Origin of the sequence: Pseudomonas sp. S34 (assembly GCF_009866745.1) — a bacterium.
GTDB lineage: Bacteria > Pseudomonadota > Gammaproteobacteria > Pseudomonadales > Pseudomonadaceae > Aquipseudomonas > Aquipseudomonas jessenii.
Window position 1 is genome coordinate 5,930,944 of the sequence record NZ_CP019398.1, and the last position, 13,633, is coordinate 5,944,576.

Below are 13,633 nucleotides of genomic sequence, written 5' to 3' on the forward strand. Positions count from 1 at the left end.
AGAGCCTCGCTTTCGCCGATAAGCGTCACAGCGGTTATGCTCACAGCTCAATTAAGCGACGGGATGCCGCGTGACTGAACTCAATACCCTCTGGCTGACAGAAACCATCCGACTGCGCGAAGAACACGCAGGCCCCTTGGAAGACCTTGAAGCCAACCGGCTGGCCCGCAGCGTCGGCGGTGATTTGCCGTCGCGCATTCAACGCCGGGCCCTGTGGCTGGCTGAACGCGATGGCCTGACTGCAGCCCTCCAACACTGGCTGCAAGGCGCACGACTGGCGCTGATCGTAATGGCGGTGCTGGCGGTGATCAGCGGCGCCGGCCTGGCCTTTGCTGCAATGGGCGATGGCCTGCACCCGGTGAATGTGTTCTGGGCCTTGGGCAGCCTGCTCGGGCTCAACCTGATCCTGCTGCTGAGTTGGGCCCTGGGCCTGGCGTTTGCCGGAGAACACGGCGCCAGCCTCGGGCGACTATGGCTGTGGCTAAGTGAAAAACTCGCCCGGGACGCCAAGGCCACGCAACTGGCCCCCGCCCTGCTCCTGTTGTTGCAACGGCAGAAGCTCAATCGCTGGGCCATCGGCGTATTGGTCAACGGCCTGTGGTTGCTGGCGATGATCAGCGCCTTGGTCATTCTGCTGACACTGATGGCAACCCGGCGCTACGGCTTCGTCTGGGAAACCACCATCCTCAGTGCCGACACCTTTATTGCCGTAACCCAGGCGCTTGGCGCCCTGCCGGCCCTGCTCGGTTTCAGCGTGCCCACCGAAGAGATGATCCGTGCCAGCGGCGACGCCGCACTGAGTATCGAAAGCGCCCGCCAGGCCTGGGCAGCATGGCTGGTTGGTGTTCTGCTGGTCTATGGGGTTTTGCCGCGCCTGCTGCTCGCACTGTTTTGCCTGTGGCGCTGGAAATCCGGGCAAACGGCGCTCCGCCTGGATTTGAACCTGCCCGGCTACGCACAGCTTCGCGAACGCTTGATGCCCACCAGCGAGCGTCTCGGCATCAGCGATGCGGCGCCTGAGCAACTGCATCGCGTGGAAAGCGGCGTCAACGAACAACAAAGTGATGGTGCTCTATTGGTCGCCATCGAGCTGGACGACGACCGCCCGTGGCCACCGCAATTGCCGAAAAACGTCAGCAACGCTGGCATCCTCGACAGCCGCGAATCGCGACACAAACTCCTCGAACAATTGACCCGCTTTCCCCCGGCACGCCTGGCCATTGCGTGCGATCCACGGCGCTCGCCGGATCGCGGCAGCCTGGCCCTGATTGCCGAACTGGCCCGTAGCGCCAGCGCCACCCGCGTGTGGTTGTTGCAGGCGCCCCCCGGTGAAGCGCTGGACGCCGAGCGCCTGGGCGACTGGCACGTGGCGCTGCAACAGCTTGAGCTGCCGTTTGCCGATTGTGCACCGATGAACTGGCTGGAGACGGGTCATGACTAATCCCCTGAAACTCGCCGTGGTCGGCCACACCAACGTCGGTAAAACCTCACTACTGCGCACCCTGACCCGCGACGTCGGCTTCGGTGAAGTGTCCCATCGTCCCAGCACCACGCGGCATGTCGAGGGCGCACGGTTATCGGTGGACGGCGAGCCCTTGCTCGATCTCTACGACACCCCGGGCCTGGAAGACGCCATCGCCCTGCTCGACTACCTCGAACGCCTGGAGCGGCCTGGCGAACGCCTCGACGGCCCCGCGCGGCTGGCGCGTTTCCTGGATGGCAGCGAAGCCCGGCAACGCTTCGAACAGGAAGCCAAGGTGCTGCGCCAGTTACTGGCGTCGGACGCCGGGCTCTACGTGATCGACGCCAGGGAACCGGTACTGGCCAAGTATCGCGACGAGCTGGAAGTGCTGGCCGGTTGCGGCAAACCCTTGCTGCCGGTGCTGAATTTCGTCAGCAGCGCCAACCACCGCGAACCGGCCTGGCGTGAAGCGCTGGCGCGGCTGGGCTTGCATGCCTTGGTGCGCTTCGACAGCGTCGCGCCGCCGGAGGATGGCGAGCGTCGACTCTATGAAAGTCTCGCCCTGCTGCTGGAAACTGCCCGGCCGCAGCTCGAACGACTGATTGCCGATCAGCAAGCCCAGCGTCTGGCTCGCCAACAAAGCGCAGAGCGATTGATTGCCGAATTATTGATCGATTGCGCGGCCTGCCGACGCAGTGTGGTCAGTGAAGCCGAGCAGGAACAAAAGGCAATCAGCGAACTGCGCAAAGCCGTGCGCCAGCGTGAGCAGCGTTGCGTCGAGTCCCTGCTCAAGCTGTACGCCTTCCGCCCACAGGATGCCGCGGCCGGTGATTTGCCGCTGCTAGACGGTCGTTGGGGCGATGACCTGTTCAACCCGGAAACCCTCAAGCAACTGGGCGTGCGCGTGGGTGGCGGTATCGCCGCGGGTGCTGCTGCGGGGGCCGGGGTCGACCTGCTGGTGGGCGGGATTACCCTGGGCGCAGCGGCTCTGGCGGGAGCCATCGCCGGTGGCGCGCTGCAAACCGCACGCAGTTATGGCAGCCGCTTGCTCGGCAAGATCAAGGGCCAGCGCGAACTGACTGTGGATGACAACGTGCTGCGCCTGTTGGCGCTACGCCAGCGGCAATTGCTGCAAGCGTTGAACGCCCGTGGGCATGCGGCGATGGACAGCATTCAGGTGGCCACGCCCCAGGACAAGAGCTGGCGCGAAGGCAAACTGCCCGAGGCCCTGAACAAGGCACGGGCACATCCGCAGTGGTCGTCGCTCAATCCTCATTCAAAATTGAATCAGGGGGAGCGGCAGGAGCAGGTTGAGGCCTTGGCGCAGCAGCTTTAGTGGCTTGATTGATGATGCATGGTGTCAGCGCTGGCCTCTTCGCGAGCAAGCCCGCTCCCACAGGGGATGTGCGTCGGTCACAAATCCAATGTGGGAGCGGGCTTGCTCGCGAAGGCAGCCACTCGGTGCCGAGACTTACGCAGCCAACAATCGCACCGCCTTGTCCTTCAACACCGCCAGATCAATCACCGGCACATGCATCTCTTTCGCCAGCTCATCCCACTGGCGCATGCGCAAGCTCACGGCACACAACGGGTCCTGCTCGAACGCCTCAGCCTCTTCAGCCGTCATCACCCCGCCCTGATATTCCAGGGTCCGGCGACTGGCTTCGCTCAAGCGTTCGTAGTATCCCGCCTCCTTGAGCGTCAGGTAACGCTTGGCCTGCACGTGGTATTCGACCAGCCGAGCCATACGCTCGCTGAAGCCGGCACGGCGAAGAAAATCCGCGCCCAGACGCTCATGGCTGACAACGCCGAAGCCGCCCATGTTCTCCGCGCTTTCTCCACAGATATGCCCGATGTCATGAAAGAACGCTGCCAGCACCACTTCATCGTCGAAGCCTTCGGCCATGGCCAGTTCCGCCGCCTGGGACATGTGCTCGATCTGCGAAACCGGTTCACCGATGTAATCGCTGTCGCCAAAACGCTCGTACAGACTGAATACTTCGGCGACGACTTGTTCATTGCGCCCCATCAGATTTCCCCCAACACAGCTGCGATGTTTCGTTCAGCCATCGCCGGCCCGACGCTCATGCCGACACCGGTGTGCATCAACGCCACGCTCAGGCCTTTTGCCGGGCGCAGGAACGAAAACGGTCCCGGCCCCCGTGAACCATAGACCCCCTGCCAGCGTTCGACCACTTGCACCGTGCAACCCAGGGTCTGCTCAGCCAGCTCGATCATCCAGTCGTCGACCTGCTCGGCATTGAAGGGTGACGGATCGCTGCCGTAATGGTGCGAATCACCAATGATCAATTCGCCATAGGGTGTCGGGCTGATCAGCAGGTGGATACCGTTTTCGTGCAGGTGCGGCGCGTACTGCAGGATTTCTGCCTGTACCGCCGCGGCCTCCGGCAAGTCGGCGAAGGCGCCGTAGTGCACGCAGCTCAAACCGGTGAGCAACGCGTGTTGCAGGTTGAGGTGGATTTGCGGTCGGGCGCGGAGCATTTGCAGGCGGCAAATTTGCGGCTCGAGCTCAGCGATCTGTTCGGCCAGTAACGTCTGATAATCGTGGCCGGAGCAGACAATGATCTGCTCGGCACTGAAGCTGCCGGCGGTGCTGTACAAGCGACCCGGTTCGATATCTCGGACCAGGGTGGAGAAGTGAAACTTGACCCCCAGGTCGCGGCGCAGGAAATCGATCAACGCCGGAATCGCTTCGCGGGAATACAACTGCTGATCGTCCATGCCATGCAACGCAGCGCGATGATGGCGGAACTGACCGTCGTACAAATCGCGCAATCCGGCACCGCGCAACAGGTCGACACGGTAACCGTGCTCCACCGCGCGGCCGTCGCAAAAGGCTTGCAGCAGCTGTTCTTCCACCTCGGTGCGGGCGAACAGGTACGAGCCATTGCGCTTGAGTTGCAGGCCGGCGAGCTGGGCCCAATCACCCCAGATTCCGCGACTGGCGCGGGCCAGTTCCAGCATCGGCCCTGGCGGCTGGCCAGTGACCAGTGCCTGGCCGAAGTTGCGCACCGAAGCGCCGAGGGGCGTTGCGCTGCGCTCGAAAACCGTGACCTTGAGACCGCGCTTGGCGGCGGCATACGCGTGGGACAAACCCAGGATGCCGGCGCCGACGATCAGCATGTCGTTGTGTTGTGTCATCTAGAAATGTCCTGAATTCAAGACCGTTTTCGCGAGCAAGCCCGCTCCCACATTTGACCGCATTCCTTATGTGGGAGCGGGCTTGCCCGCGAAGAGGCCCTGTCAGCCGATAAAGATCTTACTTGGCCGCCACTTTCTCGGACTTGCCGTCATAACGCTTGCGCCACTCGGTCAGGATCTCGTCGCGGTTCTTCGAGGCCCAGGCGAAGTCGTTCTTGATCAGGCGCTGTTCGTAGTCGGCCGGCAGTTCGGTCTGTGGTTTGGCGATGCCAGGCTGGGCGAGCACGGCGAAGTTTTCCTTGTAGAGCTCCATCGCCTCAGGGCTGGCCGAGAAGTCAGCCAGTTTCTTCGCCGCCTCTTCGTGGGCAGTGCCCTTGATCACGGCAGTCGCTTCGATCTCCCAACCCAGGCCTTCCTTCGGCAGGATGATGTCCAGCGGTGCGCCCTGGCGTTTCAGTTGAACAGCCGGGTACTCGAAGGAAATACCGATCGGGAATTCACCAGCCGCCGCCAGTTTGCAAGGCTTGGAGCCGGAGTGAACGTACTGGCCGATGTTCTGGTGCAGGCCATCCATGTAGGCCCAGCCCTGCTTCTCGCCGAAGGTTTGCAGCCAGGCGCTGACGTCGAGGAAACCGGTGCCGGACGATGCCGGGTTTGGCATGACGATCTTGCCTTTGTACTCAGGCTTGGTCAGGTCCTGCCAGCTCACGGGCTTGGTCAGGCCCTGCTTCTCGGCTTCGACGGTGTTGAAGCAAATGGTCGCGGCCCACACGTCCATGCCGACCCAGGCTGGTGGGTTGGCGGCGTCGCGGTAGTTGGCGCCGATCTTGCCCAGGTCTTTCGGTGCGTAGCTTTGCAGCATGCCTTGCTGATCGAGAATCGCCAGGCTCGAAGCGGCCAGACCCCACACGGCATCAGCCTGCGGACGGGCTTTTTCGGCCAGCAGTTTGGCGGTGATGATGCCGGTGGAATCACGCACCCATTTGATTTCGACGTCCGGGTTGGCCTTTTCGAACGCTTGCTTGTAGGTCTTCAGTTGTTCGGCTTCGAGAGCGGTGTACACCGTCAACTCGGTTTTCGCCGCAAAGGCGTTCAGGCTGAAAGCGGTGAGGACAGCAGCGGCCAGGGCCATAGGCTTGAACATGATCTTTTCCTGTTTTTGAGTTGAGGGGTTGTGCAGATTCAATGACCGGGTGTGGTCTGCCGCCAGGCCTGGGAGCGGCGCAGCAAACCGCGCGAGGCCCAGGCCAGCAGCAGAGACACGCCCGCCGAGGTAATCAGGATCAGGGTCGACATCGCCGCCGCACCGCCGACGTTGCCGGCGTCATCCATGTTCAGCACCGCCACTGCCGCGAGGATGGTGTCGGGGCTGTAGAGGAAGATCGCCGCCGAAACGGTGGTCATGGCCGAGACGAACAGGTAGCGCACGATGTCCAGTAGCGCCGGCAGGCAGATCGGCACGGTGACGCGCAGGTAGTGGCGGTACAGCGGCGCCTTGAGCGACAGCGCGGCGGCTTCAAACTCGGCATCGAGTTGACGCAGCGCGGTGGTGGCGGTCATTTGTGCGGTGGTCAAATAGTGAGCAATGGTGCAGACAATCAGCAGCGTCATGCTGCCGTAGAGCACGTGCAGCGGGTTGCCGGTGAGGTTGAAGAAGAAGACGTAGCCCAACCCCAGCACCAGACCCGGCACCGCCATCGGCACGAAACTGAGCATGCGCAGGGTCAGGTTCAGGCCGCGCTGACCCTTGGTTTTTTCCATCAGGTAGGCGCCGGTGAAGATCAGCAGGCTGCCGATCAACGCCGTGCCCAAAGCCATCTTCAAGCTGTTGCCGTAGGCCAGCCAGCCACCGCCGGCGGTTTCGTTGAACTGATAATGGTTGAGCGACAGCGACAGGTTGTACGGCCAGAACTTCACCAGGGACGAGAACACCGCCATGCCGAACACCAGCAGCAACGCGGCGCAGATCAGCAGGACGATGGCCAGGTAGCAGCTGTCGCGCAGCTTCGACGGCGCGGGTTTGAACACCTGGGCACGACCGCTCATGGAATCACCGTGACGCCGACGCAACCAGGCATCGACCCCGAAGCTGAACAGCGCCGGTAGCAGCAACACCATGCCGATCAACGCGCCACGACCGAACTGTTGCTGGCCGACCACCGCCTTGTAGGCCTCCAGCGCCAACACTTGATAGTCGCCACCGACAACCACTGGTACGCCGAAGTCAGTGATGGTCAGGGTGAACACCAGACAGAATGCGGCGAACACGGCCTGACGGGTCGCCGGCCAGGTGATGCTGCGGAAGGCTTTTGCAGGACTCGCGCCCATGCTGGAGGCGGCATCGAACAGTCGCGCATCGGCCAGGGACAGGGCCGACAGAAGAATCATCAAGGCGTGCGGGAAGGTGTAGATGACTTCGCCAAGCACAATGCCCCAGAAGCCGTAGATGTTGTCCGAGAGCAGGCCACGCAGCATGCCCTGGTTGCCGAACAGATAAACCAGCGCGATGCCGGGCAACATCGACGGCGCCATCAATGGCAGCAGGGAAATGCCACGCCAAATGCCTTTGGCGGGAATCAAGGTTCGTTGCAGCGCGTAGGCAAACAGGTAGGCCAGCGGTACGACAATGGCCGCGACACTGAGGGAAACCTTCAGGCTGTTACCGAGCAACCAGTGGAAGTTCTCGCTGGTCACCAGTTCTTTCGCGGCGACCCAGCCACCGCCCTGCCCGGCCTCGGCGCTGAAACCACGCCAGAAGATCGCCAGCAGCGGCATCAATACGGCAACGCCCAACAACACCAGCATGAGGACTTTGCCGCCGACCACGAACAACCGGTCACCGATCTCGGCGCGGGTGGCCTGCCGAACCTGCTTGTGCGGCAGCGGCAGCGCGATGTTCGCGCTCATCAGGCAAACACCTGCAGGCTACGCGGCGGCAAGGCGACCATGATCTGCTGGGCACCAAGGCGCGGCATGGCTTCTGGCGCCAACTCCGCCAACAGCGGGTGCCCCGGCAACTGATCGAGCTCGAAGCTCATGCGGCAGCGATTGCCGAGGAAGGTGATTTCACGAACCTTGGCCGGGAACAGGTTTTCCTCGTGCACCAGCGGGTTGACGTTGATCGCTTCCGGACGGCAGAACAAACGGCCCGACGCGGACTTGGCGCTGCCTTCGGCCAGACGCATGTTCATCCCGCCGACCTGGGCGTGGCTGTCGCTGTTGCGCTGGAAGGGTAGCCAGTTACCCTGGCCGACGAACTCCGCCACGAATGGCGTGGCCGGGCGGTTGTAGATTTCCTGCGGCGTGGCGTACTGCTCGACCTTGCCGTTGTTCATCACGGCGATACGGTCGGCCATCAGCATGGCCTCGTCCTGATTATGGGTGACCATCAGGGTGGTGATGCCGAGGTTGCGTTGCAGTTGGCGCAGTTCGGTACATAGATGCTCGCGCACCCGGGCATCGAGGGCCGACATCGGTTCGTCCAGCAGCAACAGCGAAGGGGCCGGGGCCAGGGCGCGAGCCAGTGCAACCCGCTGCTGCTGGCCGCCGGACAACTGGCCGGGATACTTTTTCTCGCTGCCGCCCAGGCCGACCAGTTCCAGCATCTGGCCGACTCGACGGCGCACTTCGTCACGACCGCTGCCGGCGAGGCCGTAGGCAATGTTCGCTTCGACGGTGAGATTGGGAAACAACGCGTAGGACTGGAACAGAATGCCGTAGTCCCGCGCCTGGGGCGCCAGGTGGGAAACGTCGCGATCGCCCAGGTACAACTCGCCGCTGTCCTGCTTCTCCAGACCGGCGATGCAGCGCAGCAAGGTGGTCTTGCCACAGCCCGACGGCCCCAGCAGACACACCAGCTCACCGGCCGCCACGTCGAGGGACACGTTATCTAGCGCGGTGAAGGCGCCAAAACGCTTCTGTACACCGCGCACTTTCATCGGTGCGCCGGGGTTGGTCAGGGCAGTTGCGATCGAGTTGTTCATGGACGGACCTCATCGAGCAGATGGGGGCCATCCTAGAGTTGTAATGAGTCCGTCATGTGGCAGTAAGGCAAAAACTGCCGATAGTGGTATTCGGGATTTTTGGTTAAGCCTTCAAGCCCTGCGTTGTTTGATCTGGCGCCTTCGCGAGCAAGCCCGCTCCCACAGTTAATCGCGGTCCCCTGTGGGAGCGGGCTTGCTCGCGAAGGGGCCGGTACTGTCACCACTGATCTCAGGCCGGAGCCATTTCCTGCGCCAACCCCAGAAACGCCGCCGGCAGCCGCGCGTTTTTACGCTCCTTGAGGCAATACAGGTATTCGGGAATCTGCGGCGCATTCTCGATGGTCAGCACCCGCAGTTGCGGATCATGGGGCACTTCCTGACGGGCAATGATGCTGATACCGATGTTGCGCAGCACTGCTTCGCGGATCGATTCACGACTGCCGATCTCCAGTAGCGGGCCGAAACACACCCCGGCACTGGCCAGCAACTCTTCGGTCAGGCGACGGGTGGTCGAGCCCGGTTCACGCATCAGCAGGGTATGCCCGGCCAAGGCACCGAGCGGTACGTGATCATGAACCGCCAGCGGATGATTGCGATGCACCGCCAGCACCAGCGGATCGCTGCCGAGCACCCGGCGAATCAACCGCGCATCCTCCAGTAACTGCGAAGAGGCGGCGACATCGACACGGTAATCCTCCAGTGCTTCGAGTACTTGATGGGAGTTGCCGATTTCCACCGACACCTCCACCTGCGGTAGGCGCTCGCGAAACGTTTTCACCAGGTCGAGAATGTAATACGGTGCCGTGGCGGCAATACGCAGCGTACCCTGGACCTGACCGCAGTTACGCAGGAAAAACTCGATGTCGGCTTCCTGTTGCATCAGCACCTTGACCATAGGCAGCAGCCGCGCGCCCTCCTCACTGACGCTGAGACGCCGGCCGCCGCGATAGAACAGCTCAACCGAGTACTGACTTTCGAGGTTGCGGATCTGCGTCGTCACCGTCGGCTGGCTCAGGCCAAGCTTTTTGGCAGCCTGGGTAATGCTGCCCAGGCGGGCCACCATGTAAAACGCCTTCAGCTCGGCACTCAGCACAACCGTCCCTCATCCTTTACTTGCGCAGCAGGCGCAAACCGTTGAACACCACCAGCAAACTCACGCCCATATCGGCGAACACTGCCATCCACATGGTAGCGATCCCGGCAAAGGTTACCCCAAGAAAGATCGCCTTGATGACCAAAGCCAGGGCGATGTTCTGTTTGAGGATGCTCGAAGTCTGCCGGGACAGGCGAATGAATGCCGGAACTTTGCGAAGATCGTCGTCCATCAGGGCGACATCGGCGGTTTCGATCGCGGTATCGGTGCCCGCAGCGGCCATGGCGAAGCCGATTTCGGAACGCGCCAGTGCAGGCGCATCATTGATGCCGTCGCCAACCATGCCGACCCGATGCCCTTGAGCATAGAGAGTTTCGATAGCCTGCAGTTTGTCCCCCGGCAACAGGTCGCCCTTGGCCTCGTCGATGCCGACTTGTGCTGCAATGGCCTGCGCGGTGTGGACGTTATCGCCTGTGAGCATCAAGGTTTTGATACCCAGGTCATGCAGTTGCCGGATCGCTTCGCGGCTGGACTCTTTTACCGTGTCCGCCACGGCAAACAGCGCCAACGGGCCGGACGAATCAAGCAGCAGCACCACCGACTTGCCCTGCTTTTCCAGGGCAAACAGCTTTTCTTCCAGCGCTGGCGAACACAGGCCCAGATCCTCCACAAGACGATGGTTGCCCAGATGGTAGAGCTGGCCGTTGATCTCGCCGCGCACCCCGCGCCCGCCCAGCGCTTCGAAGTTATCCACAATCAGCGTCGCGGTCTGGTTATCCACAGCCGCCTTGGCGATGGCCAGGGAAACCGGGTGATCCGAGCGTCCGGCCAGCGCGGCGGCAATGGCGGGCGCCGAGTCGTCGGCGGTCGGGTCCAGCGACAGGTAATCGGTCTGCACCGGTTTGCCGTGGGTGATGGTGCCGGTCTTGTCCAGGGCCAGGTAGTCGAGCTTGTAACCGCCCTCCAGATAAACGCCACCCTTGACCAAAATGCCTTTACGCGCCGCCGCCGCGAGGCCGCTGACGATGGTCACCGGCGTGGAGATCACCAGCGCACACGGGCAGGCCACCACCAGCAGCACCAGCGCCCGGTAGATCCAGTCGAACCACAACTCGCCCATGAACAATGGCGGGATCACCGCCACGGCCAGGGCCAGGACGAACACTGCCGGGGTGTAGATTTTCGAGAAACTGTCGACGAAACGCTGGGTCGGCGCCCGCGCGCCCTGGGCCTGCTCGACGGCGTGGATGATGCGGGCCAGGGTCGAGTTATCCGCCGCGGCGGTCACCTCGTACTCCAGGGACCCGGCCTGATTGATGGTGCCGGCGAAGACTTTGTCGCCGACGGTTTTTTCCACCGGCAGGCTTTCACCGGTAATTGGCGCCTGATCGATGGTCGAGCGACCGGACAGCACTTCGCCGTCCAGGCCGATACGCTCGCCGGGGCGCACCCGCACCCGCGCGCCAAGCCCAATGTTTTTGACATCCTGCTCAAGCCAGCTCCCGTCAGCCTGCAACACCGTTGCCGTATCCGGCGTCATCTGCATCAAACCGCTGATGGCATTGCGCGCGCGGTCAAGGGACCTGGCCTCGATCAACTCGGCCACGGTGAACAGGAACATCACCATCGCCGCTTCCGGCCACTGGCCGATCAGCACCGCGCCGGTCACGGCAATGCTCATCAGCGCGTTGATGTTCAGATTGCGGTTTTTAAGGGCGATCCAGCCTTTTTTGTAAGTACCGAGGCCACCACTGAGAATCGAGACCAGCGCGATAACCGCCACCACCCAGTTCGGCGCGAAACCGGTGAAGTGGATAACTTCTGCCAGCAATGCACCAACACCGGACAGTGCCAGGGGCCACCACGGCTTTTTCCGGGGCGCGGGCACCGGGGTTTCATCACCCTGGTCCATCGGCTCGGCCTGCATGCCCAAGGATTTGATGGCCTCGACGATCGGCTCGGTACCGGGCAAATCGTGGGTTACGCCGAGCACCCGATTAATCAGATTGAACTCAAGCTGCTGCACGCCGGTCAGTTTGCTTAGCTTGTTCTGAATCAGCGTCTGTTCAGTTGGACAGTCCATTGCCTCGATGCGGAAACTGCTCAGTCGGGCTCCGGGCGTCGGCGATTCGCTCAGTTTTACCAGCGCAGGCGCTGCCGCTTTAGATGAGCAGCAGGCGTCGCCGTGACCGCCGTGGCCATGTTTTTGCACGGGCTTGAGCTTGTGGCTGTGCTCGTGCTCAGCCCCGGGTTTGTGGGAGTGCAGGGAATCGCTCATTGGTTGCGTCCATAAGAGTGCCTGTTGCCAAGTAAAGACCCTGTAGCCACTATAGGGTCAAGCACCCTTTCTGGAGTTTTGGAGATTGGCGTCATGAAAATTGGAGAGTTGGCGAAACTCACGGACTGCGCCGTGGAAACGATCCGCTACTACGAGCGCGAGAACCTTCTGCCGGAACCGGCCCGCAGTGACGGCAATTATCGCGTCTATACCCAGGCCCACGCCGAGCGCCTGACCTTCATCCGCAACTGTCGCACCCTCGACATGACGCTCGAAGAAATCCGCAGCCTGCTGGCGTTTCGCGACAGTCCGCAGGATCAGTGCGAAAGCGTCAACGCGCTGATTGACGAACACATCCACCATGTAAAGGCGCGGATCGACGGCTTGCTGGCCTTGCAGACGCAACTGCTCGACCTGCGCCAACGCTGCGGCGAAGGGCCAAGTATCGATCAATGCGGGATTTTGCAGCGGCTGGAAGTGAGCGGCGGGGTGGTGGCGACGGAGGTGGAGCATTCTCATGTAGGCCGCAGTCACGGCCACTAGGAACACCGCAAACCAGATGTGGGAGCGGGCTTGCTCGCGAAGGGGCCGTGTCAGTTGACAGATATGTCACTGACAGACCGCTTTCGCGAGCAAGCCCGCTCCCACATTGGTTCGATGCTGTGCGTCAGACCGCCATCGGCGCGGTCATCGGCGCGTGGTGTTCGTAGCCTTCCAGCGAAAAATCGCCCGGCTCCACCAGCTCCAGCCATTCCGGCTGGTAAACACCCGTCTTGGCAAACTCCGGCACACGGTCGGAAATCACCAGTTTCGGCATCGGGAACGGCTCGCGCTTGAGCTGTTCGTTGAGCATGTCCAGGTGGTTTTCGTAGACGTGGGCATCACCGATGAAATAGGTGAACCAACGCGGCGTGTAGCCCGTCAGACGACCGATCAGGCTCAGCAGCGCAGCGCCTTCGGTGAGGTTGAACGGCGTGCCCAGGCCCAGGTCGTTGGAGCGGATGTAGAGGGTCAAAGAGATCTCTTTGGTCTCGACATTCGGGTGGAACTGGTACAGCAGGTGGCACGGCGGCAGGGCCATTTCATCGAGCTGAGCGCAGTTCCAGCCGTGGAACAGGATGCGGCGGCTGCCCGGGTCCTTGATGATGGTATCGACGCACTGGCGAACCTGGTCGATGGCCTTGTACAGCACCACGTAGGCCTGACCGTCTTCCTCGCCTTCGGCAATCTGGCGATAACCCTGCTTCAGGGTCTGCTCGATGGCAGCCGGGTTGCTGAGCGGAATCTGCTTGTACGCCGGCCATTTGCGCCATTGCACGCCGTAGATTTCGCCGAGGTCGTCTTCGCCCTGGCGGAACGGGTTGGCCAGCCACTGGGCGTTTTCGTTGGCGTTCTGGTCCCAGACCTTGCAGCCCAGGGCGCGGAATTCGGCAGCGCTATTTACGCCACGCAAGAATCCGCACATTTCGCCGATAGCCGATTTGAAGGCCATTTTGCGCGTGGTGATCGCCGGGAAACCTTCCTGCAAGTCATAACGCAGCATCGCACCGGGAAAACTGATGGTGTTCACGCCGGTACGATTGGCCTGTTTGGTGCCGTTCTTGATGACGTGGGCGACCAGTTCGAGATATTGCTTCATGAATTACCTGTGTCCT

General features: G+C 62.0%; 11 protein-coding genes. 3 read left to right on the forward strand and 8 right to left on the reverse strand.

Going from position 1 to position 13,633, the window contains the following annotated elements; all coding sequences use genetic code 11:
• The first annotated feature begins 70 nt into the window (after window positions 1–70).
• Window positions 71–1,441, forward strand: a complete 1,371-nt coding sequence (locus tag PspS34_RS26655; RefSeq protein WP_154860950.1) for a DUF2868 domain-containing protein — start codon at window positions 71–73, stop codon at window positions 1,439–1,441.
• A complete protein-coding gene (locus PspS34_RS26660; RefSeq protein ID WP_154860949.1) occupies window positions 1,434–2,798 on the forward strand; it encodes a GTPase/DUF3482 domain-containing protein in 1,365 nt (454 codons plus the stop codon). The genes PspS34_RS26655 and PspS34_RS26660 overlap by 8 nt, the downstream gene beginning before the upstream one ends.
• A gap of 135 nt (window positions 2,799–2,933) precedes the next feature.
• Here PspS34_RS26660 and PspS34_RS26665 read toward each other — a convergent pair whose 3' ends face one another.
• From PspS34_RS26665 to PspS34_RS26695, 7 genes are all read right to left on the reverse strand, one after another.
• Window positions 2,934–3,491, reverse strand: a complete 558-nt coding sequence (locus PspS34_RS26665; protein WP_154860948.1) for a phosphonate degradation HD-domain oxygenase — start codon at window positions 3,489–3,491, stop codon at window positions 2,934–2,936.
• The gene (locus PspS34_RS26670; protein WP_154860947.1) at window positions 3,491–4,624 is read right to left on the reverse strand and encodes a TIGR03364 family FAD-dependent oxidoreductase; all 1,134 of its coding nucleotides are present in this window, start codon (window positions 4,622–4,624) and stop codon (window positions 3,491–3,493) included. The genes PspS34_RS26665 and PspS34_RS26670 overlap by 1 nt, the downstream gene beginning before the upstream one ends.
• Window positions 4,625–4,742: 118 nt before the next feature.
• Window positions 4,743–5,768 carry a putative 2-aminoethylphosphonate ABC transporter substrate-binding protein gene (locus tag PspS34_RS26675; RefSeq protein ID WP_057712880.1) on the reverse strand — a complete coding sequence of 342 codons (1,026 nt, stop codon included), beginning with the start codon at window positions 5,766–5,768 and terminating at the stop codon, window positions 4,743–4,745.
• A gap of 38 nt (window positions 5,769–5,806) precedes the next feature.
• Window positions 5,807–7,531 carry a putative 2-aminoethylphosphonate ABC transporter permease subunit gene (locus PspS34_RS26680; RefSeq protein WP_154860946.1) on the reverse strand — a complete coding sequence of 575 codons (1,725 nt, stop codon included), beginning with the start codon at window positions 7,529–7,531 and terminating at the stop codon, window positions 5,807–5,809.
• On the reverse strand, window positions 7,531–8,607 hold the full coding sequence (locus PspS34_RS26685) for a putative 2-aminoethylphosphonate ABC transporter ATP-binding protein (protein ID WP_057712878.1): 1,077 nt from the start codon (window positions 8,605–8,607) through the stop codon (window positions 7,531–7,533). Before PspS34_RS26685 ends, PspS34_RS26680 begins: the two co-directional genes overlap by 1 nt.
• 229 nt (window positions 8,608–8,836) lie before the next feature.
• On the reverse strand, window positions 8,837–9,700 hold the full coding sequence (locus tag PspS34_RS26690; protein ID WP_154860944.1) for a LysR family transcriptional regulator: 864 nt from the start codon (window positions 9,698–9,700) through the stop codon (window positions 8,837–8,839).
• A 16-nt stretch (window positions 9,701–9,716) separates the two neighbouring features.
• Entirely contained in the window at window positions 9,717–11,978 is a 2,262-nt protein-coding gene (locus PspS34_RS26695) for a heavy metal translocating P-type ATPase (RefSeq protein ID WP_154860943.1), read from the reverse strand.
• A 93-nt stretch (window positions 11,979–12,071) separates the two neighbouring features.
• Between PspS34_RS26695 and cadR the strand changes: the two genes are divergently transcribed.
• Complete coding sequence (gene cadR / locus PspS34_RS26700) at window positions 12,072–12,521, forward strand: Cd(II)/Pb(II)-responsive transcriptional regulator (protein WP_057712875.1); 450 nt, start codon at window positions 12,072–12,074, stop codon at window positions 12,519–12,521.
• A gap of 124 nt (window positions 12,522–12,645) precedes the next feature.
• Here the strand turns inward: cadR and PspS34_RS26705 are convergent, their stop codons facing one another.
• The gene (locus PspS34_RS26705) at window positions 12,646–13,617 is read right to left on the reverse strand and encodes a thymidylate synthase (protein WP_154860942.1); all 972 of its coding nucleotides are present in this window, start codon (window positions 13,615–13,617) and stop codon (window positions 12,646–12,648) included.
• Window positions 13,618–13,633: the final 16 nt, after the last annotated feature.